This window comes from Polaromonas sp. P1_E3, from assembly GCF_056405935.1.
The window spans coordinates 1-24,887 of sequence record NZ_JBFUBD010000031.1 but is presented as its reverse complement, the minus strand read 5'-3'; the positions used below and the strand labels follow the sequence as shown (position 1 = coordinate 24,887).

Sequence of the window (24,887 nt, the reverse complement as noted above, 5' to 3'; positions counted from 1 at the left end):
AAACTCATGGATCCTTCGGAGTTGTTGCCGCCCACCTTCTGAAAGGCCGAGTGGCTTTTTTTTTGATTATCTATTTCTGTTTTTACTGAAATTTATAAAGGAGAGAAAATGACTGTGGTCAAAGACTTTGCCAACATGGGCAACACACGCTACGACGACTTCAAGGCCGCCAATCCCGATCCGCGGACTTTCCCGTTGACCCTCTTCTACGAGTCGGCCTGCCCGCTCTGCAACGCAGAGATGACCAACCTGATGCTGCGCAATACCGCGGGCCACCTGCGCTTTAGCGACGTGTCGGCCCCGGATTTTGCCGACATTCCGGCGGGAACCACCCTGCAGGACCTGCTGGACCTGATTCATGCCCGCACAGCGGACGGCCGCGTTCTGAAGGGTGTTGATGTATTCCGGCTGGCCTATGAGGCAGTAGGCCTGGGYTGGGCCAGCACGGCCATGCGCCTGCCGGTGCTGGGCCCGGTGGCTGACTGGGCCTACCCGATGCTGGCGCGCAACCGCCACCGCATTCCGCGCCGGCTGGTGGGCCTGCTGTTTGAAGGCGCTGTGCGGCGCGCGGCCGAGCGCTCGGCCCTGGCGCGCTGCGACAACGGCACCTGCTCACGCTAAGCCCCCCTCACCAAACCCTCCGAGCAAAACGAAAGCGAAAGGAAACCATCATGAGTGCCAACCTGTTTTTTGTCTCCCTGCTGATCGCGCTGGTCGGCCCGGTCATCGCCATCGCCTACCTCAAGCCCATCCTCTACAAAGTGCTTCGCATGCTTTGCGATGCCGACGGCGGCGCGGAGTTCTGGATACGCTGCGCCTACTTGCTGGCGGTGTCGGGCACTTTGCTGCTGATGCTGACCTTCGGCGAGTTCAATGACCGCAGCAGCGTCATCGACACCGTGCGGCGCTCACTGTGGCTGGTACTGGCGGGGGTGTTTGTGACCGTCGCAATCATTTCGCGCAATGTGTGGATGCAAGTGCGGCAATGGCTGGCGGCGAAAGAGCTCGCTACCCATGTGCAAGGTTCCCGCATCGYCAGGCCCGCCGAATCGGCTGTGTCCGATGCATCCTCCACGGCTGGCTGGCCCGTCTGAAGAGGCTCATGAACGGAGAAAAAAAAATGATCACCGCAACACCTGCCACGCCCCGCGTTATCGCCCCGCAAGCCAAAGAAGGCGAAACGCGGTTGGCGGACATCCGGTCCTATTACAACGCCGTGGCCGATGACTACCGGGCCTGGAGCCCCGGCATGAACATGCACTTCGGCTACTGGTCGTGKCAGGTCAACCCGCTGGCCCGCGAGTCGATRCTCGAACGCATGAATCTGGAAGTGCTGAACCGGCTGGCACTGCCATCCAGCGGCGCCGTTCTGCTTGCCGATCTCGGCTGCGGTGCCGGCGCCACGGCCAGGTCGATCGTGAAAACCCGCAAGCACAGCACCGTGGACGCCGTCACACTGGTGGCGCGGCAAATCATCCAGGGAGCCGGGCTCAACCAGGCCGCCGCCCTGCCCAACCAGGTTCGTTTTCACCTGGCCGATTATGTGGACACGGGCTTGCGCTCCGGCGCGTATGACGGCGTTTACGCCCTGGAAAGCGCTTGCCACGCGCCGGGAGCCGACAAGCGGGCCCTGGTACGGGAAGCCGCACGCCTGCTGCGGCCCGGCGGCACACTGGTGATTGCCGATGCCTTGCGGCGCAGCAGCAAGCCCCTGCCGGGATTCATGGAGCACGTCTATCGCCTGTGGTGCCGTCACTGGGCGGTCAATGAACTGGCCGAAAAACAGGCTCTGCACGCTGCACTCGCGAGCCAGGGGTTTACAGACATCCGGTTCCAGGACATCAGCCTGCGCCTGGCGCCCAGCGCATTGCAAATACCGCTGTTCGCCACGCGCTTTGCCTTGCGTGAACTCTGGCGGGCCCGCTTTCGCCTGTCGCCGCTGCGCCGCGGCCATATAGTGGCTTCCTACGCAGCCTTCCTGCTTGGCATGTGGCTACCGGGGTTTGGCTATTACATGGTCACGGCGCGCAAACCAGCTTGCAGCGATGTGCCAGCACGAGACCACACGACCTGATCAGTGTGCCTTGTCCCAGTTAGGCCCAATGCCAATCTCCGCCAGCAGCGGCACCTTCAGTTCGGCCACGCTGGCCATCAGGCGCGGGATCTCGGTACGCAGCCACTCGACTTCGGCTTCGGGCACTTCGAACACCAGTTCATCGTGTACCTGCATGATCATTTTGGTGGCACGCTTTTCTTCGTCAAGTACCTGCTGCACCTTGTTCATGCTGAGCTTGATCAGGTCGGCCGCTGTGCCCTGCATGGGCGCGTTGATGGCCTGCCTTTCCGCGGCCTTCTTGCGTGGCCCATTGCCGCCGGTGATTTCCGCCAGGTACAGCTGCCGGCCAAATACGGTTTCGACATAGTGGTGTTCCTGGGCAAACGCCACGGTCTGGTCCATGTAGTTCTTGACGCCGGGATAGCGCTGGAAGTATTTGTCGATATAGGCCGCCGCTGCCTTGGTTTCAATACCGAGGTTGCGCGCCAGCCCGAAGCTGCTCATGCCGTAGATCAGGCCGAAGTTGATGACCTTGGCATAACGGCGCTGTTCGCTGCTGACCTGCTCAAGCGCGACGCCGAACACCTCTGCTGCCGTGGCACGATGCACATCCAGGCCGTTGGTGAAAGCACTGAGCAGGGCTTCGTCGCCGCTCAGGTGGGCCATGATGCGCAGYTCGATCTGCGAATAGTCGGCGCTGGCGATCACGCTGCCTGCAGGCGCTACGAAGGCTTCGCGCACACGCCGGCCCTCGACCGTGCGTATCGGGATATTCTGCAGGTTGGGGTCATTGCTTGAAAGCCGCCCCGTCACCGCGACGGCCTGGGCGTAGTGGGTATGCACGCGACCTGTGCGGGGCAATGCCAGTTGCGCGAGCTTGTCGGTATACGTACCTTTTAGCTTGCTCAGCGAGCGGTGCTCCAGCAGTTTGGCAGGCAGCGGGTAGTCTTCAGCCAGCTTTTCGAGCACCTCTTCGTCGGTGCTGCGCGCGCCGCTGGGGGTTTTCTTGATGACGGGCATACCCAGCTTGTCAAAGAAAATCTCGCCGAGCTGTTTGGGGCTGCCCAGGTTGAAAGGCTGGCCGGCGATCTCGTAGGCCTCGGTTTCCAGCTGGATGATGCGCTGGCCCAGCTCATGGCTTTGCGCGGCCAGTGTGGGCGCGTCAATCATCACGCCGTTGCGTTCGATGCGGTACAGCGTTTCACTGCTCTGCATTTCCAGCTCATAGATGAAGCGCAGTTTCTCATTCGCCTGGATTCGCGGCCACAGCACGCGGTGCACATCCAGCGTCTGGTCGGAGTCCTCGCACGAATATTCGGCGGCCTTGGCGATGTCGACCTGATTGAACTTGATCTGGTGCGCACCCTTGCCGCACAGGTCTTCGTAGTTGATGCCGCTGCGGCCCACATGTCGCTCGGCCAGGCTGGCCAGGCCGTGGGGCTTGGTCACTTCCAGCACATAGCTTTGCAGCATGGTGTCGTGCGCATAACCCTGCACTTCGATGCCGTGGTTGGCGAACACATGGCGGTCATACTTGACGTGCTGGCCCAGCTTGGGTTTGGCCGGGTTTTCGAGCCAGGGCTTGAGGCGCGCCAGCACCTCGTCGCGCGGCAGTTGCGCGGGTGCGCCGGGGTAGTCGTGCGTCAGCGGTATGTATGCCGCTTCGCCGGGCGTGACGCTGAAACTCAGGCCGACGATTTCAGCCAGCATTTCGTCGAGCGAGGTGGTTTCTGTGTCCAGCGCGACCAGTTCTGCCGCTTCGATTTTGGCCAGCCAGCGGTCGAATGCCTCCCAGGTCAGCACCGTGTCGTAGTTCAGGTTGCTGGCGCGTTGGGCCGCCGGCGTATCGGTCAGCGGCGCTTCGTCAAACAGGCCCGGCGAATCCGAACGGCCGCCTGAACCGCCGGGGGGCGGTGGCTGGTGCCGGCCTTCGGGCCCGCCTATCAGCTCAGGCGGCGTGCTTTCAATTTCGATCTGTTTGACCAGGCCCTTRAAACCGTACTTTTCGTAAAAGGCTTTCAGGGCTTCGGTCTGCTGCCCGCCTATGGTGATTTCGTCCAGGGCGGGCAGGCCTGCGATGTAATCATCCAGTTCGCAGTCCTTCTTGATGGTCAGCAGCTCACGGCCTTTGGGCAGCCAATCGAGTGACTGGCGCAGGTTTTCACCGACCACGCCCTTGATCTCGCCGGCTCGGGCTACCAGCGCATCCAGCGAGCCGTATTCGAGCAGCCACTTCACGGCCGTCTTGGGACCGACCTTGGGCACGCCGGGTACGTTGTCGACGGAATCGCCTACGAGCGCCTGGTAGTCGACCATTAACCGCGGCGGTACGCCGAATTCGGCCTCGACCCCGGCCAGGTCGCGCCGGCGGTCGTTCATGGTGTCGATGACGGTGATGTTTTCGTCGACCAGCTGGCTCAAGTCCTTGTCGCCGCTGGAGATGATGACTTCAATGCCCTGGCTGGAAGCCATGCAGGCGAGCGTTCCAATCACGTCGTCGGCTTCGACGCCCGGAACGTCCAGCACCTTCCAGCCCAGGAGGCGCACCACCTCATGGATAGGCTCGACCTGGCTGCGCAGGTCGTCGGGCATCGCCGAGCGCTGGGCCTTGTATGCGGGATACAACGCGTCGCGAAAGGTCGGTCCTTTGGCATCAAACACGCAGGCAGCGAAGTCAGCGCGCACGTCCTTGCGCAGTTTTTGCATCATGTTGATCATGCCGCGTATGGCGCCGGTCGCCGGGCTGGCCGGATCGCCCGGATTGGCCCGCAGGTCGGGCATGGCATGGAAAGCGCGGTACAGGTAGCTGGAGCCGTCCACCAGCAGCAGTGTTTTTTTGTCGGTACTCATGAAGCTGATTGTCGGGKATATCGGCCCGTTACCGCCTGCGGTGCCGATAGCGCCCGACACCGGCATCCGGGCGGGCTTTTTACCTACAGCCGCGGCCCCCTGTTACGGCATATCGGCCTTGCCGACCCGGCCCCGCAGCCTACAATGCAACCATGAACCACGCTTTCCGCCCTCTTCTTGCCGCCGCATTTGCGGTGCTGCCGCTGGCTGCGGCCATGGCTCAGGCGCCTGCGCAAAATGCCGTCCCGCCCGTGACCGCGGAGGCCCCGGCACCTGCGGGCCGGCCGGACAAGGCCATCCAGCGCATTCGCACCGAAGACGCGGGCAGCCGGATCGACGAACTCCGGGTGGGCGGCGAGACCCAGCAGATCACGGTGCAGCCCAAAGTCGGTGGCGCGGCTTATGAAGTCAAGCCTGCAGAAGGCGCCCGCGGAACCGCACCCGCATCGACCAACAATGACACCAACGGCTCGCGCGTCTGGAACGTCCTGAAGTTCTGATTTTTCGCCGCCTTACGTCCCCAAGAACTCCAGGATCCAGTTTCAGGCATGGCCGTCTATACCGAAGTCTCGTTTGACGAGGCTGCAGCGTTCTTGAACGCCCTGAACCTGGGGCAGCTGCAGAACATCAAGGGTGCCGCCGGCGGCATCGAAAACACCAACTATTTTGTCGACACCGACCAGGGCCAGTACGTGCTGACGCTGTTCGAGCGCCTGACATTCGAGCAACTGCCGTTTTACCTTCACCTGATGAAGCACCTGGCGGCGCACGGCATTCCGGTACCCGATCCGGCTGCGGACCCCAAAGGCAACATTCTTCACCGCCTGAAAGACAAGCCGGCCTCTGTCGTCAACAAGTTGCGCGGACACAGTGAACTGGCACCTACGGCCGGCCACTGCGCAGGTGTCGGGGAGACACTGGCACGCATGCACCTGGCCGGCCTCGAATACCCGCGGCGCCAGCCCAACCTGCGGGGCCTGGCATGGTGGAACGAGACCGTTCCAGTCGTGCTGCCCTTCATGACGCCGGGGCAACGCAGCCTCATTCTGGGCGAGCTGGCCTACCAGAACCATGTGGCGGCCTCGTCCGCCTTTGGCAGTCTGCCGCGCGGCGCCATACATGCCGACCTCTTTCGCGACAACGTGATGTTCGAAAACGGCCGGCTCACCGGTTTTTTTGATTTTTACTTCGCCGGTTGTGACACCTTCCTGTTTGACATCGGCGTGTGCCTCAATGACTGGTGCATAGACCTTGAAACCGGAGCACAGGACGAAGCCCGTTCAGCAGCCTTCATGAAAGCCTACGAAAACGTGCGGCGCCTGACGGCACAGGAGCGCAGCCTTCTGCCGGCCATGCAGCGCGCCGGAGCCTTGCGTTTTTGGCTCTCGCGGCTGTGGGACCTGCATTTGCCGCGCGAAGCCGCAGTGCTCAAGCCGCACGACCCCAGCCACTTCGAGCGTGTCCTGCGTGAGCGGCTCACGCATCCGTTTGTTCTGTAGCCTCCACGTTAGCCATTCACGGCCTTGACTGCCCTTCGGACAAGGCCTGCCCGACAGCCAGCGCCACACGCCGCAGCTTTCAGGCAAACTGCCCCTCTTGCAACCGCCCGGCCTTGCCCGGCCCATTTTCCCGCTGAAGACCATGAAGCTCAACATTGTTCCCGCAAGCACCGGCATGACCTGGGTCAGGCTGGGCATCAAAACATTCATGCAGCAGCCGCTGGCCATGTCGGGCCTGTTTTTTCTGTATATGGCAGTGGGAACGCTGCTGTCCTTCCTGCCGGTGCTGGGCCTGATCCTCGCGCTGATGATCGTGCCGGCTGCCACGCTGGGCCTGATGGTCGCCACCCAGGAAGCCCTGAAGGGAAAATTTCCCATGCCTACTGTGCTGGTCAGCGCATTTCGCGCCGGCCGCCAGCGCATGCGCGCCATGCTGGTCCTGGGGGGACTGTATGCGGCAGCCGGCCTTCTGATCATGGTGCTGGTGCCTTTGCTGGTGGATGCGCCGCCCCCACTGCCGGCCGGTGCGGGACCGGAGGCCATGATGACCCCGGAATACCAGTTGGCCGCCGTGAAAGTCATGTCCGTGAGGGCCTTGCTTTCCTTTCCCGTGCTGGCGCTGTTCTGGCACGCTCCGGCCCTCGTTCACTGGCACGGGATTTCTCCGGTCAAAAGCCTCTTTTTCAGCGTTGTGGCCTGCGTTCGCAATGCAGGAGCCTTCCTGATGTTCCTGCTGGGATGGTTCGGCGTAACCCTGGGCATGAGCACAGTGCTGAGTTTGCTTGCCATGCTGACAGGCAGTGTTGAATTCATGACTGCGGCGTTGACGCCACTCGTATTGCTCATCGCAGCCATGTTTTCCACCTCGATTTACTTCACGTTTCGTGATAGCTTCGTGGCCACGCTACCCGGTGATTCGCCGGACGGCGCCGATAAACCGAAAAACACCCACAACGACCCCGCCACCCCAGGAGATTCTTCATGACCCAGCACCAGTTGCAAGGCCGTACTGAACAGGAGATTTTGTGGTTTCAGCGGCGTGACACGCTCAAGGCAGCCGCGGCCTGGGTAGCAATGGGGGGACTGCCGGCCGCCTTGGCCCAGCAGCGAAGCAACATCGTCGAACTCCGGGGCGATGCCCTGCTCAACGGTAACCGGCTGCAGACCGGGCAAACCATTCTCACTGGCGACCAGATCCAGACCGGCCCGGGTTCCAACCTGATGTTTGTCATCGGCAACTCGGCATTCCAGTTGCGCGAGAACTCGATGATGAAGGTCGAGCGAGGCAACTCGCTCAATACCGTGAGCCTGCTGCGCCTGCTCACCGGCGCCGTGGTCAGCGTCTGGGGCAAAGGCAGCAACCGCGCCATTGTGCTGCCCACATTGACGGCAGGCATACGCGGCACGGGCGTTTACGCCGAGGTCTTCGCCAACCAGGGAAACCGCAGCTACTTCTGCAACTGCTATGGCACCGTCGACATGGAATCAAACGGGGAAAAGACCGTGTCGCAGGCAAGTTACCACCAGGCATTCTGGGGCGAAGCGGCACCGAGGGAAGGCCGGCGGTTAACCCCTGCCAATGCAATCAACCACACCGACGAGGAGCTGGAATTTCTCGCCGGCCTGGTCAATCAGCGGACGGCCTGGCAGGTTGCCGGCAAAAAAGGCATCAAGGACGGCAGCGGGAAAATCACCTACTGATCCCGGCCATGCCGGCGCGGCCTACAAGGCATCACCGGATGCGTCCTGCAGCCGCCTGACCAGTGCCACGAGCTGTGGCTGCACCTGCGTCATCAGGAATTGCGGTGAAAGATTGAACCCCGGGCCGCCGCAGCTCACCACCATGACGGGGCGTCCGCCCGCAGGCCGGAATGCAGCAGCAATAGCGTTAACTTCCTTCTGCCAATCACCAAAAGACGTGCAGCAGCCGTGCTTGCGGTAATGCGCCATCGCCTGCGCCATCGCCTCGCGGGTTTTAGGCCATGCTTTCCCGTCCTGGATCCGGATACGCTCCAGCAGGGCGTCACGCTCGCTGTCTGAACAGCCGCACAGATAGGCTCGGCCCATCGCCGTGCTGGCCAGCGGGATGCGCGAACCGACGTCCAGGCTGAGCGTGAGTGCTGATTCGCTGCGGCAGTTCTCCACGTAAATCATGCTCAGGCGGTCGCGTATGCCCAGCGACACCATGGCCTGCGAACTGTCCGCGAGATCCTGCATCAGCGGCCTGGCGAGCTGCCGCATGTCCATGCGCGCCAGCATGGCGCTGCCAAGTGCCAGCACCCCACTCCCCAGGCGATAACCCGCGCGACCACTGGCGTCCTGCGCATGCTCCAGGTAGCCCTGCCTGGTGAGCGTGTAGGTCAAACGCGAAATCGTTGACTTGGGCAAACCGCAGCGGCGTGCCAGTTCCTGGTTGCCCAGAACGCGGTCCCGGGAGCGAAAAGCACTGAGCACATCCAGGCCACGTGCCAATGCCGTCACAAAGTGCCGGTCTTCCTTCGGATGGGCGCCGACCGTTTCGGAAGCCGCTCTGCTGGAAACAGGAGATTGAGACATGACGAGTTCTGCAATGCGGAATAAAAAGTTCGGGGATTGTGTCACTTCGGCTACTTCCAGCCCTATGACCCGAGGGAAATCCATTAGCAAAAATGTATCCTAATGTTTCAAAATCTCCATAACCGAGAACGGAATGGTTCTGCAATGCAGAACAAATAAGTAATCTTAACTAAAAGGGAGAAACCGATGGAAACAAAAAAAATTCATCCCATGGCGAAAGTCCTGGCCTTCGCCGCCCTGCTGTCAGTGGCCCTCTGCGGGCAGGCTGCGCCGGGACGTGAAGACCTGGTGATCGGGCAAGTGGCGCCGCTGACGGGAACCATCGCGGGAACCGGTAACGAATATGTGGCCGGCGGCGCTGCGTATTTCGCCTACGTCAACGACAACGGTGGCATTTACGGCCGCAAGATCCGCGTCGTCCTCAAGGATGACAGCTACAAGCCCGACCAGACCCTGGCCCTGACGCGCCAGTTGCTGGCAGAGGAAAAACCTTTGGCCCTGTTCGGTTTTGTCGGAACCGGCAACGTGCTGGCCCTGAACAAGAACAAGGTGCTTGAGGAGGCGGGTATCGCCTTGCTGGCGCCCTACACGGGTGCCCAGGAGTTGCGCGACCCCGTGAACCCCCTGATTTTCCACATCCGTGCCAGCTACGCCGACGAAACCGCCCGCATGGTGGAGCACCTCCACACCATCGGCCTGCGCCGCTTCGCGGTGATGTACCAGGACGACCCGTTCGGCAAAAGCGGCCTGGCCGGTGCGGAAAGCGCGCTGAAAAAACTGGGCATGACAGCCGTGGCCACGGGCAATTACGACCGCACCAAGCCCGAAGAAGTTGACGCAGCGGTGGCGGCTATCACTCCGGCCAATGCGGACGCCATCATCATGGTTTCGGTCAACCGCGCCTCCGCAGCGTTCGTCAAGAAAATGCGGGCGCAGGGCAGCAAGGCTCGCCTGTTCAGCATCTCGGTGGTGAATTTCAAGGAACTGCTGAAAAATGCCGGGGAAGACAACGCGCGCGGCATCGGCATTTCCCAGGTCATGCCCTACCCTTATTCCACCCTGGCGCCGGTGGCCCGCGAGTTCCAGACCCTGATGGCCAAATACCAGCCGGACAAGGTGGTCTCTTATGCCAGCATGGAATCCTTCATTGCGGCCAAAATTCTTGTGGAAGCCATGCGCCGCAGCGGCGCCGATCCAACACGCCAGAAAATCATCACCCAGCTGGAGAAGATGAACAGCTACGACACAGGGGGTTTCAAGATAAGCTTTTCGCCCGACAACCGCGTCGGCTCGAAGTTTGTCGAAGTGACCGTGATCGGCCGCGACGGCAGGCTGCTCAAGTAGCGCGGCGCACTTCCAGGATCTCGTATTCCATCGCTTCCTCGTAGGTCCTGGCGTCGTTCAGTGCAAGGTGCAGCAGGATTTTCGGGGCATGCGCCTTGATCACCCTGTGCATCAACACGCCGGCGACAACCATCGGCAGACCCACCCACAGGTAGCCGTACATGGAAAGCACCACACCGATGCCCAGGAGGGGCAAGGAAATGCCGACCACAAAGAGCCGGTGCTTGACGTATTTTTGTGCACGCTCCGGATTCACGATAACCCGAAACCGGCCGTGCGGCAGGCCGGTGCGGAACTCCTGGTGCGGAACATAAATCGCCGATGGGCTTTCGTCGCCTTCAGCGCTTTTCCCGGGATCAATACCGGTCTCGGTGTTTGTCTCTGTCATTATTTTCCCGCCAGGTTGAACCCAATAAAACGCCCGCCTCAAACGGCGCGGCTGCTACACCACCGTCAGCTTGGCCACGCTCAGGGCCAGCCACTTCACACCGTGCCGCGTGAAGTTGATCTGCGCGCGCGCATCGTCGCCGCTGCCCTCGAGCATCAGCACTTTTCCTTCGCCAAACTTGGCATGGAACACTTCCATGCCGCTCTTCAGCCCGTGCGACGGTGCATTTTTCTGCGGCGGCACGGGGGGGTTGGCAAAACGTTCCGAACCGCCGGTTTTGGAGGAAAAAACGCTGCTGGCCCAATCCCCGCGTGCGCCACCAGCTCCTGAATTGCTAGCACCAGACCATGCACCAGAGCCCATGCCGGAGGCAAAACCGGGGTTCTTCGGGGTGATCCACTTGAGCGCAGCTTCCGGAAGTTCGTCAAAAAACCGGCTCTTGAGGTTGTAGCGCGTCTGGCCGTGCAGCATGCGGGTTTGCGAATGGCTGAGGTACAGCCGTTTGCGCGCACGCGTGATCGCCACATACATCAGGCGGCGCTCTTCCTCCAGGCCGTCGCGATCGCTCATGGAGTTCTCGTGCGGAAAGATGCCGTCTTCCAGGCCGGTGATGAACACGCAGTCAAACTCCAGCCCTTTGGACGAGTGCACCGTCATGAGCTGCACCGCATCCTGCCCGGCCTGGGCCTGGTTGTCGCCCGACTCCAGCGCGGCGTGGGTCAGGAAGGCCGCCAGTGGCGACAGCGTTTCACCGGTCTCGGTGTCGGGCACCAGGGCTTCAGGCAAAGGCTCACTGACGAGCGGCGCCGACGCATCCAGCCCCTGGCTGGCCGGCGACTGCGTGAGCCGCCCACCCAGCTCGTCGACCGGCAGCGCCACCGCGTCACGGCCAAAGCCTTCCTGGCTCACAAAAGACTCGGCAGCATTGACCAGTTCGGCCAGATTCTCCAGCCGGTCCTGGCCTTCTTTTTCGGTCTTGTAGTGCTCTTCGAGCCCGCTGTGCTGCAGCACCAGTTCAATGATCTCGCGCAACGTCAACCCCGTGGTCTGCTCGCTCAGCACCTGGATCTTGGCGGCAAAGGCACCGAGGTTCGCACCAGCCTTGCCGGGCACAGCGCTCACGCCGTCGTACAGCGAACAGCCGGCCGCGCGCGAAATGTCCTGCAACTGCTCAATGCTGCGCGCGCCGATCCCGCGCGGCGGAAAATTGACAACGCGCATGAAGCTGGTGTCGTCGTGTGGGTTTTCGAGCAGGCGCAGGTAAGCGAGTGCATGCTTGATTTCAGCGCGCTCGAAAAATCGCAGGCCGCCATAAACACGGTAGGGGATCCCGGCATTGAAGAGGGCGGTTTCCATCACCCGGCTTTGCGCGTTGCTGCGGTACAGCAGCGCGATCTCCTTGCGCTCGGTGCCGTCGCGGACCAGCTGCTTGACCTCGTCGACAAACCACTGGGCCTCGGCAAAATCACTGGTCGATTCATAGACACGCACCGGCTCGCCCGGACCCGCTTCGGTGCGCAGGTTTTTGCCCAGGCGCTTGCTGTTGTGGCTGATCAGCTCATTGGCTGAATCAAGAATATTGCCGAAGCTGCGGTAGTTGCGCTCCAGCTTGATCTGGTGCTTGACCTCGAACTCACGCACAAAGTCGGCCATGTTGCCCACGCGCGCGCCGCGAAAAGCATAGATGCTCTGGTCATCGTCGCCCACAGCCACCACCGAACCACCCGGCATCGCATTCACGCCCTGGATCGCATCCGGGCCCTGCCCCGCCAACATCTTGATCCAGGCGTACTGCAGCTTGTTGGTGTCCTGAAATTCGTCGATCAGGATATGGCGAAAGCGCCGCTGGTAATGCTCACGCACCGGCGCGTTGTCACGAAGCAGTTCGTAGCTGCGCAGCATGAGCTCGCCGAAATCCACCACGCCTTCGCGCTGGCACTGCTCTTCGTACAGCGCATAAATTTCAACCTTCTTGCGGCCTTCCTCATCGCGCACCTGTACATCCTTGGCGCGCAGGCCGTCCTCCTTGTTGCCGGCGATGAACCACATCAGCTGCTTGGGCGGAAAACGCTCGTCGTCCACGTTGAATTGCTTGCACAGGCGCTTGATGGCCGAGAGCTGGTCCTGCGTATCGAGGATCTGGAAGCTTTGCGGCAGGTTGGTCAGCTTGTAGTGCGCGCGCAAAAACCGGTTGCACAAACCGTGGAAGGTGCCTATCCACATGCCGCGCACATTCACCGGCAGCATGGCCGACAGGCGCGCCATCATTTCCTTGGCGGCCTTGTTGGTGAACGTCACCGCCAGAATGCCGCCAGGCGAGACCTGGCCGGTTTGCAGCAGCCATGCGATGCGTGTGGTCAGCACCCGGGTCTTGCCGGAGCCGGCGCCTGCCAGGATCAGCGCATGCGTGTTGGGTAGCGTGACCGCTGCGAGTTGCTCCGGATTGAGGTTTTGCAGGAGAGGGGAGCTGGGGACTTCTGGGGACATCCCCCATTGTAGAAAGATCACCGGCACCGGCACGGTGCCGGGATACTCCCGTACGCCCGAGGCGGATTTCTCTTCACCAGCCGGGGCCGCGGGTCTGGCTTTGCCAGCCCGCAGGCGCAGCGCCCCCGAGGGGCTGGAGCCTGCGGCTCCAAAGCTGCTTGAGCAGCTTTGGACAGGCGACAGAGGCGAAGCKTCTMGCGAGCCGCGGCCTGCAAGGCCTCGGGGCTACACGCAGTGAGCGACCGTGGGGGCTCTAACTCGCGTCGGCCTTCAGGATGGTCTCGCCCTTGAGCGCTCCCACATCGCGGATGGCCATGCGGTGGCGCTTCCAGCCGTCCCAGGTACGGCGGAAATTCGCCAGCGAAATACCGTAATAGATCGCCTTGAACATCCGCAGCCGGCCCCAGAAAGGCGTCTTGCCGAAAATGTCGCCCGCCAGCAGCGACAGCAGGGCTTCCTTGACGCGCAGCGGATTGGCCGGGTGCATGAACATGTGCCGGATGGTCGGGTTGGTCACGCGGTAGATGAACCAGGAATACTCCCTGGGGCCCTTTCGCATCATGGCTTCGAAGCTTTTGCGCACAGCGGGCAGGTCGGCCGGCTGGTCAAGCGCCGTCGCCACCAGCTCGGCGCCGTCAAAAGCGCTGTGCATCGCGAGGTAAACGCCTGACGAGAACATCGGGTCGATGAAGGTAAACGCATCGCCCAGCATCAGGTAGCGGTCGCCGGTGGCGTGGGTGCTGCTATACGAAAAATTGCCGGTGGCGTGCACTGCATCGTCGACCAGTGTGGCATTGGCAAGGCGCCGCTTGAGCTCCGGTGCCAGGGCAATGGTGTCCATGAAGAACTCACGCAAGGGCTTTTCGCGCGACTTCAGGTAATACGGCCAGCACACCGCGCCGACGCTGGTGGTGCCGTCGGCGAGCGGAATGAACCAGAACCAGCCGTGGGGGAACCAGCAGATGCTGATGTTGCCTTCGCGCTTGCCCTGCAGCCGCTCGACATTCGTGAAATGGCCAAACAGCGCCGTGCTGTTGTGCTCTTTGCTCTTGGCTTTGGAGCGCAGCTTGTTCGCCAGCAGCGTGTCGCGGCCGGAGGCATCCACCACAAAGCGGGCCCGCCAGCTGCGCTTCGCGCCGTCATCCAGCTCCGCCTGGACAGTGGCGCCTTCCGCATCAAAAACGACATCGCGCACGGTGCAGCCTTCGAGCGTTGTTGCCCCACGCGTCGCCGCGTTGCGAAACAGCAGTTCATCCAGCTCCGAGCGCCGCACCTGCCAGGCCGAAGGCATCGATTTGTCCCAGGCGTCGGCGAATTCGATGTAGCTGCAGTGCGCGTGTTCGGGCGAAACAAACTCAATACCCCATTTGGGCATGCCAATGCGGTCAACCTGGTCGCGCACGCCCAGGCGTTCGAAAAGCTCCACATTGGCCGGCAGCAGCGATTCACCGATGTGGAACCGCGGGTGGTGCGCTTTCTCGAGCAGCACCACGTCGCGCCCCTGGGCCGCCAGCAGTGCGGCAATGGTGGAGCCTGCAGGGCCACCGCCCACGACAAGGACGTCGCAGGAGGAAGCAGGTGTAGCGGTGGAAGCGGGAATTTCGTTCATAGGACAGGCATGGGTTTTCTTGCAATGGCGCGCCGGGGTATGCCGCCGCAGTGGTGAAGGCTGCGCGCAGGGTACCACCGCTCGCGCCGTGTACACAACTTTGCGCCCCCAAAATTGTAGGGATCAGTTTCCCGCGGCCCCCCCGCAGGCTACGCGCCGGCCTGCGGACGAAAAACCTTCATTCACGCCCGCCCTCCGGCTTCTGCGAACATAGCCCTATTTGGGGGTTTTCATGACTCAAGGTTTGGCCCGGTCAGGGCCTGTCTGGCTGGCCGCCTGCGTTTTGGCAGCGGGGGCGGGGTTTGCCGGCATGGCGCGCGCGCAATCGTTCTGCTCCAGCGAGGGCCAGGGCCGGCCGGTGATGCTGCTTGAGCGTTTTATCAACGCCAACTGCGACACCTGCTGGGCCGACCCGGCCACTCCGCAAGCTGCGGCCGGCCAGGTTGCACTGGATTGGGTGGTTCCGGGCGACAAGGGCAGCGACGCACCGCTCTCCGCCGTCGCAGCGCGCGAAGGGTTGCAACGGTTGGAGGCGCTGCGCCAGGCCGTCCCCGCGCAGAGCCTTGCCAACACCTCGCCCGTCAAAGCTATCAAGGGTGCCACCTTGCGTGTCGCGCATGGCCTGCCGCTGAGCGGCTACCTGGGCACTTCCATCGAGCTCAAGCCCATCCCGGCCGCAGCAAAGGGCCGTCAATGGACAGCCTGGCTCGCGCTGGTGGAAACGCTGCCGTCCGGCTCCGAAGGTTCCCCGGTAGAGCGAAATTTAATTCGAAACGTGCTCCAGACCAACTGGGACGGGCGCAAGCAGCTATCAAAAACAGAGCAAAACAGGTTCTTTGATGCACGCTCCATGAGCATTGCGGAAGGCGCCAACCCGGACCGGATGCGCGTGGTGGGCTGGGTGGAAAACGAAAAAGGCGAAATGGTGGCCGCAGCCCAGTCGCGCTGCGCACCTTGAAAATATTTGAGGCCATTTAACCCCTTTGTGCCGCGCCCACCGTTTAACGGTGCATCGCCAACAACAAAGGGGTTTTCATGCCAAACGGCTTTCACGTCTTTCGCGGGTTCACCCGGCTGACTGCCGCCCGCCTCCTTCAGGCCACCGCCGCAGCCTGCTTCAGCCTGCAGGCGCTGGCACTGAGCCCGATGCCGCAGCCTTTTCCCAACGGAAAATTCGCGCCGCCGCCCGACTGGCGGCCGCCGGTCATCGCCGTGAACCATGCGGGCCAGCCCATCCAGCTGCGGGCCGCTTCCATCGAAGTCGACATTTTCGGCGACCAGGCCCGCACCAGCGTTGAGCTGCGCCTTTTCAACCCTAACCCACGCGTGCTCGAAGGCGAGCTGCAGTTCCCGCTGCAGGAGGGCCAGGTCGTGACCGGCTTTGCGCTGGATATCAACGGCCAATTGCGTGACGCGGTGCCCGTACCCAAGGCCAAAGGACAGGAGATCTTTGAGGACATACGCCGCCGACGCGTGGACCCGGGCCTGCTGGAAGCCGCTGCCGGCAACCAGTACAAGCTGCGCGTTTATCCCATCCCCGCCCAGGGGGAGCGGCGCGTGCTCATCACGTTCAACGAAACCCTGCCGCGCCAGCGCGACGCCGGTGTACTGAGGGTGCCGTTGATGTTCGCGTCAAGTGTGGGCCAGTTGCAGGTGAAGGTGCGCGCCCACGGCGCCGCCACCCAGGATGTTCAACTGCTGCAGGCGCCTGACGGCACCGAGCTGAACGCCAGCGCCACCGGCACGGAACTGACCCTGCAAAAAAACCACTGGCAGGCACCCCAGGGCCCTGCGGGCTGGCTGCAGCTGTCGCTGCGCCGCACCGGCAAGCCGCAGGTCATGGTCGGTGAATCCGCCGGCAAGCCGTTCTTTGCCGGGCAACTCGACGTGCGCGACGAGCTGGTGAAGCGGCCCGCCCCTGCACATATCGCACTCGTGTGGGATGCATCGGCTTCGGCCGCCGCGCAGGCCCGCGTRCTGCCTGTGCTGGAGGCCTACTTCCGCAAGCTGGGCAAGCCCGTCAAGCTCAGCCTGCTCGTGGTGCGCAACAAGGCCGAGACTGTACGCAGCTTCACCGTCGCGCCGGGTCACTTCGGTGAACTGGCCGATGCGTTGCGCGCTGAACCTTTCGACGGCTCCAGCAATTTTGACGACCTGCCGATTCCTGCCGACGTGGACACCACCCTGATGGTGACCGACGGCCTGATGACGGACGGTAAAAAACTCGTCCGCTACACCCACACAGCACCGGTGATGGTGATCAACGGCGCGGCTTCTGCCGACATGGCGCGGCTGGCCAGGCTGGCCGACCGCACCGGCGGTGCGCTGGTCGACGCCGCGCTGCAGTCGCCCGACGAGGGCGCGCAGGCCATGCTGATGCACGGCTGGCGTATTGAGCGGCTGGACAGCCTGTCCGCGCGGCAACTCGTGACGCCGACAACGCGGATCAGCCAGGGCCGCATCTCGGTGGCAGGCGAGTTGCTGGACAGCGCTGCCCGCGTCGACATCACGCTGGTGCATCCGGACGGCCGCAAACGTACGCTGGCGCTGCAGGTTGCCGCCAAACCGGTCAGCGGCCATTGGCCCGGCCAGCAGTGGGCCCAGTGGCGCAGCGCCGAGCTGGCAGAAAACGCCGGCCTGCACAGCGCAGAACTTCAGCGCATCGCGGCAACGCACGGTGTCGTGGGGCCCAACAGCTCGCTGATCGTCCTGGAGCTGGCCGCCGACTATGCGACCTATAAACTCCCGGCGCCGCCCGAACTGGCCAATGAAGTGGCGCGGATCAGCGAGCAACTGATGGCACAGGCCACACAGACGCGGCAAGCGCACATCGAGGCAATGGTGAAACAGTTCGACAGCAAGCAGCGGTGGTGGGACAAGGACTTTCCCAAAGACGCACTCAAACGGATTGAGCCCAAGGCAGAGGTGCACGGCGCCATAGGTGCGGCAGTTGCTATGGGCGGAGCTGCGCGGGTGCGTGGGCAGGCCGAGGCCGACCTCATGGCCCGCAAGGACCAGGGATTTGTTCAAGGTGCTCCGATGGCCGCACCCCTGCAGGTCGCCCCGGTCGCCGCGGCAGCTGCCCCGCCTGCCCCCGCCGCGCAGGCTACGCGCATGGCCGAGTCAGAAAACCGCCAGGCAAAAGCTGCCTCCACCGTAGCACCTTCCCCCACCATCGCGCTGCAAGGCTGGGTGCCCGACGCGCCCTACATGAAGCGCCTGCAGAATGCCAGCAAGGCCGAGCTCTACCGCATCTACCTGGACGAGCGTGCCACCTACCTGAGCAGCAGCTCCTTCTACATGGACGCAGCCGGCGTGTTCTTTGAGCGCAGCCTGYCGGAGCTGGGCTTGCGCGTGCTCTCGAACCTCGCCGAAATGAATCTCGAAAACCGCCAGCTGCTGCGCCTCTACGCCTACCGCCTGGTGCAGGCAAAACGCAACGACTTGGCCATACCGGTGTTCGAACGCGTCAGTGAACTCGCGCCCAACGAGCCGCAGTCATGGCGCGACCTGGGCCTGGCGCTGGCTGACAACGGCGAGCCACAGCGWGCCGTCAATGCCCTGTGGGAAGTGGTGTCACGCCCCTGGAATGGCCGCTTCGCCGGTGTCAACATGATCGCCCTGGCCGAGCTGAATGCGATTGCCGCCCAGGCCACGCTGGCTGGCAAAACCACCGACATGGTGCCGCTGGACATGAGCCGCGTCGACACGCGCCTGCGCCGCAACCTGCCGCTGGCCCTGCGTGTGGTGATGGCCTGGGACAGCGACGACACAGACATCGACATGTGGGTGAGCGACCCCAACGGCGAAAGGGCCAGCTATGCCAACAGGCTGACCCGCCAGGGCGGCGCGATGAGCCCCGACGCCACGGGCGGCTACGGACCTGAGGAGTTTTCACTGAAAACCGCTAAAACCGGCAAGTACAGCGTGGAGGCGCAGTTCTACGGCCACCGCCAGCAGGTGCTGTCAGCCGGGACCACCGTGATGGTGCGCATCACCACCGGTTTCGGCACGCCGCAGGCGCGTGATGAGTGGACAACCCTGCGCCTGGCAAGCGGCCGGGAGACCATTCGCGTAGCCGATGTCGATGTACGCTGACTTTCCCCGGGCAGCAAGATGCCCGGATGCATATAAAGGCTATACCGCTTTGCAGGGGGCGACCTGCATGGCAAGCGCATAGAATCAATCACCGGGCCCAAGCAATTGCGCCCGGTTTTTTGTTTCTGCCTTGCCCCCACGCAAACGTGCACAACAAAGCCGGTCCAGTCCAAGCGCCTTCTGYTTCTTCAACAGTTTTTTCTAAGGCTTGGGAATCATGGAAATCTTCGACTACGACAACATCCTGCTGCTGCCGCGCAAATGCCGCGTGGAAAGCCGTTCCGAATGCGACGCCAGCGCCACGCTGGGCGGGCGCAGCTTTCGCATCCCGGTGGTGCCGGCCAACATGAAGACGGTGATCAACGAGGACATCTGCGCCTGGATGGCGAAGAACGGCTACTTCTACGTGATGCACCGATTCGACCTGGACAACGTGCAGTTCGTGAAAGACATGAAAGCGCGCGGCGCTTATGCCTCGATCTCGCTGGGCGTGAAAAAGCCCGACTACGACACCGTAGACCGCCTGGCGGCCGAAGGCCTCGTGCCCGACTACATCACCATTGACATCGCGCACGGCCATGCCGACACGGTGCAGAAGATGATCGGCTACCTCAAGCAGAAGCTGCCGGCGTCCTTCGTGATCGCCGGCAACGTAGGCACGCCCGAAGCGGTGATCGACCTGGAAAACTGGGGCGCCGACGCGACCAAGGTCGGCATCGGCCCCGGCAAAGTCTGCATCACCAAAATGAAAACCGGTTTCGGCACCGGCGGCTGGCAGTTGTCGGCCCTCAAGTGGTGTGCCCGCGTGGCGACCAAACCCATCATTGCCGACGGTGGCATCCGCGAGCACGGCGACATTGCCAAGTCGGTGCGCTTTGGCGCGACCATGGTGATGATCGGCTCCATGCTGGCCGGCCTGGAGGAAAGCCCGGGCAAGACCGTCGAAGTGGACGGCAAGCTCTTCAAGGAATACTACGGCAGCGCTTCGGACTTCAACAAGGGCGAGTACAAGCACGTCGAAGGCAAGCGCATCCTGGAGCCCGTCAAAGGCACGCTGGCCGACACCTTGCGCGAGATGGAAGAAGACATCCAGAGCTCCATCAGTTATGCCGGCGGCACGAAGCTGCTGGACATTCGCAAGGTCAACTATGTCACCCTGGGCGGCGACAACGCGGGTGAACACCTGCTGATGTAGGCCCGGCGGTAACAAATAGTAGTGGGCCCGGCCCCGGCGACAATAGGCCTTGTTCCTGAAGAGACCCACGCCCCTTGCCCACCGCAGCAATTGAAGTACGCCGGCCCTGTTCCGGCGAAGAAGAAACCGCCCTCATGGACGCTGTCCAGGAGGCGTTGACCTCTGCGCTGAAGGTACCGCTCTGGACAACCTCCGTCCGGCTGGTTGTGCATGAGCCGCAGCGCTTTCGTGCACCGCCGGACAAAGGCGACCGCTACACGCTGGTGACGATCGACTGTTTCGTTGGGCGATCCCTGGAAACAAAACGCGCCCTGTACCAGGCCATCGTGCAGAAGCTCGGCCTGTGCGGCATTCCGGCAGACCACGTAAAAGTGCTGCTGCGTGAAGCGCCGCGGGAGAACTGGGCCATACGGGGCGGCAAGCCGGCATCCGACGTGGCGCTGGAGTACGACGTTGATATCTAGGCGGGTAGCTAGGGCCTGCTGCCCGCCAACAGTTGCAATGCAAGCTGGTGCAGGCGGTGGGACGGCTCCGTCAGCGCCTCCAGGATGCTGAAATGGTTGCGCCCGAGATGGGACTCACAGACCGGCACCACCCCGGCGCCCCAGGCTTGCTGGATCAACACGTTCTGGCGCAGGAACTCCGCGCTTTCGTCCGCACCCGCCACGCTGTACAAGGTGCCGCGGCCCGGCGCCGGCAGCAGGGCCGGGCTGGCCTTAAGCACCTGTTCAGGCGTGAGCTTCAGCGAATCCTTCAGGAAAGGCGTGTGGCGCATGGGCTCCAGGTCATACAGGCCGGAAATCGACAAGGCATTTTTCAGCAGGTCCGCGGGCAGGTCACGGGCATAAGCCTGCCAGTCGCACGCCATCAGCATGGCGGCCAGGTGACCACCGGCTGAATGGCCCACCACCGTGATGCGGGAGGGGTCTCCGCCGTAGCGGGCAATGTGGCGCCAGGTCCAGGCCAGCGCCGCGACCATCTGCAGGGTGATCCGGGGAATGGTCACCGCGGGGCACAACGCATAGTTCGGCACCACCACACAGGCGCCTGCCTGGGTAAAGGGCGGCGCCACAAAAGAATGGTCGGCCTTGTCCAGGGAGCGCCAGTAGCCGCCGTGAATGAACACCAGAACCGGCGCACCGCGCTCGCCGGTAGCGCCGCGATGGGTCGCGAAATCCCCCGCCGGAAACACGTCCAGCATTTCGCCCGCATGGTTGCCATAGGGAATGTCGAGCTGGCAGGGCACGCGCTTGCGGACGGCCTGCGAGCTGTCTGCCCAGCGCTCGAAATACACCCCGTGGTCCGGCACCAATGCCCGGTTGTTGTACATGCGGTCAAGCCAGGCGGGATCGGGCTGGGTCATTGTTCTTCTCTCCTGAAAAAGTGTCAAAGCGGCTTCATGGGGGTGCCATCTTGGCACAGCCCGGCCGGGCGCATTCACTCACGGGTAAACCCGCATCTCCCGCCGACAGCATCAATGTATTCTGTATACAGAGTGTCCGTATGCCACAGCAGTTGATCAAAATCGAATCTACCCCCGATCTCGTCGACCAGGTCTACCGCAATTTGCTGGACGCCATCAGCGATGGTTCGCTGGCCCCGGGGGCGCGCATTACACAGGAAGACATAGCCGAGCAGCTGGCGGTGTCGCGGCAACCGGTGCTGCAGGCTTTGCGCCTTTTGAAGAAAGACGGCTTTGTGCTGGATGCGCCGGGACGCGGCGTGCTGGTCGCGCCGCTGGATGTAGGCGAGCTGGTGCAGATCTACCAGGTGCGCAGCGCGCTAGATGCACTCGCCGCCCGGCTGGCTGCGCAAAGCCGTTCTCAACTTGATCCCCAACTGATCCGCCAGGGCCGCAAAGCTGCGCGCGGCCATGACGTCAAGGCCATGATGGCCGCTGACGCGCAGTTTCACGCCGCCATTTACGCCGCCTCGGGCAACCCGCTGATCGCCCAGAGCGCGCAACTGCACTGGCACCACATCCGCCGCGCCATGGGTGCCGTGCTGCAAGTCTCTACCATGCGCGAATCAATCTGGGATGAGCACGAAGCCATTGCCGAGGCCATCGCCGCCGGCAACGCAGACCGTGCCGAAACACTGATCCGCGAGCATGGCGAAGAAGCTGGCCAAAACCTTGCAGAGCTGCTGTCCAGCGCACTTGGCCGCCCTGCGGAATCCAAAGCAAATTGAATTGGCCCGAACCGGCCCACCGAACACCCCCCCTGGAGACATGCCATGAGACTGACGCCCGAACAACTCGCGCAATTCGACCGCGACGGCTATTTGTTTTTCCCCGGCCTTTTCACACCGGAAGAAACCCGCACCCTCAACGAAGCCGTGCCCGAGCTCTACAGCCGGCGCGAAGACTACAACGTGCGCGAAAAAGGCAAGGACGCGGTACGCACCAACTTCGCCGCGCACATGTACAGCGAACCCTTTGCACGGCTCGCGCGGCACCCGCGCATGATCGAGCCTGTGGAAGACCTGCTGGGCGAAAAGCTCTACATGCACCAGTTCAAGATCAACGGCAAGATGGCTTTTGAAGGCGACGTCTGGCAGTGGCACCAGGACTACGGCACCTGGCTCAACGACGACATGATGCCAACCGAGCGCGCGATGAACGTGGCCATCTTCATGGACGACGTGACCGAGCACAACGGCCCTCTGATGTTCATCCCCGGCAGCCACAAGAAAGGCGTGATCGATGCGAAGCACGACCTGACGACCACCAGCTACCCGCTCTGGACGGTGGACAACGACCTGATTCGCCAGCTGGTGCAGCGCGCCGGTGGAAAGCAAGGCGGCATCGTCAGCCCCAAAGGCCCGGCCGGCTCGATGATCCTCTTTCACTCCTGCCTGGTGCATGCCTCGGGCAGCAACCTTTCGCCCTTCAACCGCGTCAGCGTGTACCTGAGCTTGTGCGCGGTGAGCAACCACATCCGGCGCCACAAACGGCCCGAATACATCGCGCACCGCGATTTCACGCCGATCGAATGCCTGCCCGACGACTGCCTGTTGAAAGACTATCCGGTGGACTTGCCTTGGAAAGACGGCATACCGGCGAGCGCGCTGCAAACGTCGATGGAAGAAATCGCGCCTGAACGCAAGGCGGCCTAAACGAAATGCTGACTTTGGGTGCTTCCGGAAATTCAGAATTTCGGGATGAAGTGCGAGGCGCCCGGAGCACAGCAACCGGAATGTACTTCCGGTACATGAGGATTGCGAGCACCGCGCAACGACGCAATTCGCCCGAAAAATGAATTTACGGAAGCACCCATGAACCTCTACACAAAACTCCAGCAACGCGCTGCCGAAGGCAAGCCGGTGCGCATCGGCCTCATAGGCGCCGGAAAATTCGGCTCCATGTACCTGGCGCAAGTGCCGCGAACGCCGGGTGTGCACCTGGTGGCGATTGCCGACCTGTCGCCTGAGGCGGCACGCGCCAACCTTGCTCGTGTGGGGTGGAATCCGGCCGCAACGCAAGCTGAATCAGCGCAAGCAGCTATCAAAACAGGAGCAACCTGGATCACCGACGACTGGCAGGCGGTCGTCACGCATCCGCAGATCGACATCATTGTGGAATGCACCGGCAACCCGATCGCGGCGGTGGACCATTGCCTGAAAGCCTTCGCGCACGGCAAGCATGTGGTCAATGTGACGGTAGAAGCAGACGCCTTTTGCGGGCCGCTGCTGGCGCGCAAGGCTGCCGAGGCTGGCGTGGTTTATTCGCTGGCTTTCGGCGACCAGCCGGCGTTGATCTGCGACCTGGTGGACTGGGCGCGCACCTGCGGCTTTCCGGTGGTGGCGGCGGGCCGTGGCCACAAATGGCTGCCGCATTTTTGCGAATCAACACCCGAGACGGTGTGGGGCAACTACGGCCTCACGCCCGAACAGGCCGCGCGTGGCGGGCTCAACCCCAAGATGTTCAACAGCTTTCTCGACGGCTCCAAGCCCTCGATTGAATCCACCGCCGTGGCCAATGCCACCGGCCTCACAGTACCGAGCAACGGCCTGCTCTACCCGCCGGCCAGCGTCGAAGACATTCCCTACGTGACACGGCCCATCAGCGAAGGCGGGGTACTCGAACGCAAGGGCATGGTGGAAGTGATCTCGTCACTCGAGGCCAACGGCCGGAAGATCCCGTACGACATCCGCATGGGCGTGTGGGTCACCGTCGAGGCCGAGACCGACTACATCAAGAACTGCTTTGAGGAATACAACGCCCACACCGACCCGAGCGGGCGCTACTTCACCTTGTACAAGCGCTGGCACCTGATCGGGCTGGAAGTCGGCGTGTCGGTGGCCAGTGTGGCGCTGCGCGGTGAACCCACCGGCGTAGCGACTTGCTGGAACGCCGACGTGGTGGCCACGGCCAAACGCGACCTGCAGCCCGGCGATATGCTGGACGGCGAAGGCGGCTACACCGTCTGGGGCAAGCTGCTGCCGGCAGACACCTCCCTGAAGATGGGCGGGCTGCCGCTGGGCCTGGCGCACAACGTGAAGGTCGTGCGCGCGGTCAAAAAAGGCCAGAGCCTGAGCTGGGCCGATGTGGCGATGGACACATCGACCCACGCCTGGAAAGTGCGCCAGGAGATGGAAAGCATGTTTGCGCCGGCGCTGAAAAAAGCCGCCTAGAAAGCTGCCTGACAGCCTTCTCCCCACCGGTTCCTTCATGATGGTTCAACGCCATTCCGAGGACATGAATTGACCATCACAAGTGACACGCCCCTGCCCCGTATCGCGTTTTTAGGCATGGGCATCATGGGCCTGCCCATGGCCAGACGCCTGTGCGAAGCGGGCTACAC

The 24,887-nt window shown here is 62.7% G+C and carries 22 protein-coding genes; 16 read left to right on the top strand and 6 right to left on the bottom strand.

Features of this window, described 5'->3' with window-relative positions; translation table 11 throughout:
• Positions 1–108 precede the first annotated feature (108 nt).
• From AC1D0Z_RS07230 to AC1D0Z_RS07220, 3 genes are read left to right on the top strand one after another with little or no spacing between them, the layout of a single operon-like run.
• Positions 109–621: a thiol-disulfide oxidoreductase DCC family protein gene (locus tag AC1D0Z_RS07230; protein WP_477657565.1), complete on the top strand. Its 513-nt coding sequence runs from the start codon at positions 109–111 to the stop codon at positions 619–621.
• Between the two features lie 50 nt (positions 622–671).
• Positions 672–1,094, top strand: a complete 423-nt coding sequence (locus tag AC1D0Z_RS07225) for a hypothetical protein (RefSeq protein WP_477657564.1) — start codon at positions 672–674, stop codon at positions 1,092–1,094.
• 26 nt (positions 1,095–1,120) lie between these two features.
• Positions 1,121–2,074 (top strand): SAM-dependent methyltransferase, encoded by a 954-nt coding sequence (locus AC1D0Z_RS07220; protein WP_477657563.1) that lies wholly within the window; start codon positions 1,121–1,123, stop codon positions 2,072–2,074.
• Here AC1D0Z_RS07220 and polA read toward each other — a convergent pair whose 3' ends face one another.
• Positions 2,075–4,906: a DNA polymerase I gene (gene polA / locus AC1D0Z_RS07215; protein ID WP_477657562.1), complete on the bottom strand. Its 2,832-nt coding sequence runs from the start codon at positions 4,904–4,906 to the stop codon at positions 2,075–2,077. It lies immediately after the preceding gene.
• A gap of 152 nt (positions 4,907–5,058) precedes the next feature.
• On the opposite strand from polA, the gene AC1D0Z_RS07210 reads away from it, so the two are divergent.
• From AC1D0Z_RS07210 to AC1D0Z_RS07195, 4 genes are all read left to right on the top strand, one after another.
• Complete coding sequence (locus AC1D0Z_RS07210; RefSeq protein WP_477657561.1) at positions 5,059–5,406, top strand: hypothetical protein; 348 nt, start codon at positions 5,059–5,061, stop codon at positions 5,404–5,406.
• A 48-nt stretch (positions 5,407–5,454) separates the two neighbouring features.
• The gene (locus AC1D0Z_RS07205; RefSeq protein ID WP_477657560.1) at positions 5,455–6,405 is read left to right on the top strand and encodes a homoserine kinase; all 951 of its coding nucleotides are present in this window, start codon (positions 5,455–5,457) and stop codon (positions 6,403–6,405) included.
• Positions 6,406–6,547: 142 nt separating this feature from the next.
• On the top strand, positions 6,548–7,390 hold the full coding sequence (locus AC1D0Z_RS07200; protein ID WP_477657559.1) for a BPSS1780 family membrane protein: 843 nt from the start codon (positions 6,548–6,550) through the stop codon (positions 7,388–7,390).
• Positions 7,387–8,106 carry a FecR family protein gene (locus tag AC1D0Z_RS07195; protein WP_477657558.1) on the top strand — a complete coding sequence of 240 codons (720 nt, stop codon included), beginning with the start codon at positions 7,387–7,389 and terminating at the stop codon, positions 8,104–8,106. Before AC1D0Z_RS07200 ends, AC1D0Z_RS07195 begins: the two co-directional genes overlap by 4 nt.
• 21 nt (positions 8,107–8,127) lie before the next feature.
• Here AC1D0Z_RS07195 and AC1D0Z_RS07190 read toward each other — a convergent pair whose 3' ends face one another.
• Complete coding sequence (locus AC1D0Z_RS07190; RefSeq protein WP_477657557.1) at positions 8,128–8,961, bottom strand: IclR family transcriptional regulator; 834 nt, start codon at positions 8,959–8,961, stop codon at positions 8,128–8,130.
• Between the two features lie 186 nt (positions 8,962–9,147).
• Here AC1D0Z_RS07190 and AC1D0Z_RS07185 point away from each other — a divergent pair, with 186 nt between their 5' ends.
• The gene (locus tag AC1D0Z_RS07185; protein WP_477657556.1) at positions 9,148–10,305 is read left to right on the top strand and encodes an ABC transporter substrate-binding protein; all 1,158 of its coding nucleotides are present in this window, start codon (positions 9,148–9,150) and stop codon (positions 10,303–10,305) included.
• Here AC1D0Z_RS07185 and AC1D0Z_RS07180 read toward each other — a convergent pair.
• From AC1D0Z_RS07180 to AC1D0Z_RS07170, 3 genes are all read right to left on the bottom strand, one after another.
• Positions 10,298–10,693 (bottom strand): hypothetical protein, encoded by a 396-nt coding sequence (locus AC1D0Z_RS07180; protein ID WP_477657555.1) that lies wholly within the window; start codon positions 10,691–10,693, stop codon positions 10,298–10,300. The two genes, AC1D0Z_RS07185 and AC1D0Z_RS07180, sit on opposite strands and share 8 nt — an antisense overlap.
• Before the next feature lie 54 nt (positions 10,694–10,747).
• Complete coding sequence (locus AC1D0Z_RS07175; protein WP_477657554.1) at positions 10,748–13,180, bottom strand: UvrD-helicase domain-containing protein; 2,433 nt, start codon at positions 13,178–13,180, stop codon at positions 10,748–10,750.
• A 253-nt stretch (positions 13,181–13,433) separates the two neighbouring features.
• Positions 13,434–14,789 (bottom strand): NAD(P)/FAD-dependent oxidoreductase, encoded by a 1,356-nt coding sequence (locus tag AC1D0Z_RS07170; protein ID WP_477657553.1) that lies wholly within the window; start codon positions 14,787–14,789, stop codon positions 13,434–13,436.
• A gap of 232 nt (positions 14,790–15,021) precedes the next feature.
• Here AC1D0Z_RS07170 and AC1D0Z_RS07165 point away from each other — a divergent pair, with 232 nt between their 5' ends.
• The 4 genes from AC1D0Z_RS07165 (at position 15,022) to AC1D0Z_RS07150 (ending at position 20,546) form a co-directional block, all read left to right on the top strand.
• Complete coding sequence (locus tag AC1D0Z_RS07165) at positions 15,022–15,747, top strand: hypothetical protein (protein ID WP_477657552.1); 726 nt, start codon at positions 15,022–15,024, stop codon at positions 15,745–15,747.
• Positions 15,748–15,824: 77 nt separating this feature from the next.
• Positions 15,825–18,887: a VIT domain-containing protein gene (locus tag AC1D0Z_RS07160; RefSeq protein WP_477657551.1), complete on the top strand. Its 3,063-nt coding sequence runs from the start codon at positions 15,825–15,827 to the stop codon at positions 18,885–18,887.
• 217 nt (positions 18,888–19,104) lie between these two features.
• On the top strand, positions 19,105–20,082 hold the full coding sequence (locus tag AC1D0Z_RS07155) for a GMP reductase (protein WP_477657550.1): 978 nt from the start codon (positions 19,105–19,107) through the stop codon (positions 20,080–20,082).
• A gap of 74 nt (positions 20,083–20,156) precedes the next feature.
• Complete coding sequence (locus AC1D0Z_RS07150) at positions 20,157–20,546, top strand: tautomerase family protein (protein WP_477657549.1); 390 nt, start codon at positions 20,157–20,159, stop codon at positions 20,544–20,546.
• Positions 20,547–20,554: 8 nt separating this feature from the next.
• On the opposite strand, the gene AC1D0Z_RS07145 is transcribed toward AC1D0Z_RS07150, so the two are convergent.
• Positions 20,555–21,445: an alpha/beta hydrolase gene (locus AC1D0Z_RS07145; protein ID WP_477657548.1), complete on the bottom strand. Its 891-nt coding sequence runs from the start codon at positions 21,443–21,445 to the stop codon at positions 20,555–20,557.
• A 140-nt stretch (positions 21,446–21,585) separates the two neighbouring features.
• On the opposite strand from AC1D0Z_RS07145, the gene AC1D0Z_RS07140 reads away from it, so the two are divergent.
• From AC1D0Z_RS07140 to AC1D0Z_RS07125, 4 genes are all read left to right on the top strand, one after another.
• Entirely contained in the window at positions 21,586–22,272 is a 687-nt protein-coding gene (locus AC1D0Z_RS07140) for a GntR family transcriptional regulator (protein WP_477657547.1), read from the top strand.
• A gap of 45 nt (positions 22,273–22,317) precedes the next feature.
• On the top strand, positions 22,318–23,199 hold the full coding sequence (locus AC1D0Z_RS07135; RefSeq protein ID WP_477657546.1) for a phytanoyl-CoA dioxygenase family protein: 882 nt from the start codon (positions 22,318–22,320) through the stop codon (positions 23,197–23,199).
• A gap of 159 nt (positions 23,200–23,358) precedes the next feature.
• A complete protein-coding gene (locus AC1D0Z_RS07130) occupies positions 23,359–24,717 on the top strand; it encodes an NAD(P)H-dependent oxidoreductase (protein ID WP_477657545.1) in 1,359 nt (452 codons plus the stop codon).
• A 69-nt stretch (positions 24,718–24,786) separates the two neighbouring features.
• Positions 24,787–24,887 (top strand): NAD(P)-binding domain-containing protein (locus AC1D0Z_RS07125; RefSeq protein ID WP_477657566.1); only part of this gene is annotated, 101 nt, incomplete at its 3' end.

What these genes read in the sequence shown, in the direction of transcription:
- AC1D0Z_RS07210 (WP_477657561.1), top strand. Translation starts at nt 5,059, where the DNA reads ATGAACCACGCTTTCCGCCCTCTTCTTGCCGCCGCATTTGCGGTGCTG.
- AC1D0Z_RS07205 (WP_477657560.1), top strand. Translation starts at nt 5,455, where the DNA reads ATGGCCGTCTATACCGAAGTCTCGTTTGACGAGGCTGCAGCGTTCTTG.
- AC1D0Z_RS07200 (WP_477657559.1), top strand. Translation starts at nt 6,548, where the DNA reads ATGAAGCTCAACATTGTTCCCGCAAGCACCGGCATGACCTGGGTCAGG.
- AC1D0Z_RS07195 (WP_477657558.1), top strand. Translation starts at nt 7,387, where the DNA reads ATGACCCAGCACCAGTTGCAAGGCCGTACTGAACAGGAGATTTTGTGG.
- AC1D0Z_RS07190 (WP_477657557.1), bottom strand. Translation starts at nt 8,961, where the DNA reads ATGTCTCAATCTCCTGTTTCCAGCAGAGCGGCTTCCGAAACGGTCGGC.
- AC1D0Z_RS07185 (WP_477657556.1), top strand. Translation starts at nt 9,148, where the DNA reads ATGGAAACAAAAAAAATTCATCCCATGGCGAAAGTCCTGGCCTTCGCC.
- AC1D0Z_RS07180 (WP_477657555.1), bottom strand. Translation starts at nt 10,693, where the DNA reads ATGACAGAGACAAACACCGAGACCGGTATTGATCCCGGGAAAAGCGCT.
- AC1D0Z_RS07175 (WP_477657554.1), bottom strand. Translation starts at nt 13,180, where the DNA reads ATGTCCCCAGAAGTCCCCAGCTCCCCTCTCCTGCAAAACCTCAATCCG.
- AC1D0Z_RS07170 (WP_477657553.1), bottom strand. Translation starts at nt 14,789, where the DNA reads ATGAACGAAATTCCCGCTTCCACCGCTACACCTGCTTCCTCCTGCGAC.
- AC1D0Z_RS07165 (WP_477657552.1), top strand. Translation starts at nt 15,022, where the DNA reads ATGACTCAAGGTTTGGCCCGGTCAGGGCCTGTCTGGCTGGCCGCCTGC.
- AC1D0Z_RS07155 (WP_477657550.1), top strand. Translation starts at nt 19,105, where the DNA reads ATGGAAATCTTCGACTACGACAACATCCTGCTGCTGCCGCGCAAATGC.
- AC1D0Z_RS07145 (WP_477657548.1), bottom strand. Translation starts at nt 21,445, where the DNA reads ATGACCCAGCCCGATCCCGCCTGGCTTGACCGCATGTACAACAACCGG.
- AC1D0Z_RS07140 (WP_477657547.1), top strand. Translation starts at nt 21,586, where the DNA reads ATGCCACAGCAGTTGATCAAAATCGAATCTACCCCCGATCTCGTCGAC.
- AC1D0Z_RS07135 (WP_477657546.1), top strand. Translation starts at nt 22,318, where the DNA reads ATGAGACTGACGCCCGAACAACTCGCGCAATTCGACCGCGACGGCTAT.
- AC1D0Z_RS07130 (WP_477657545.1), top strand. Translation starts at nt 23,359, where the DNA reads ATGAACCTCTACACAAAACTCCAGCAACGCGCTGCCGAAGGCAAGCCG.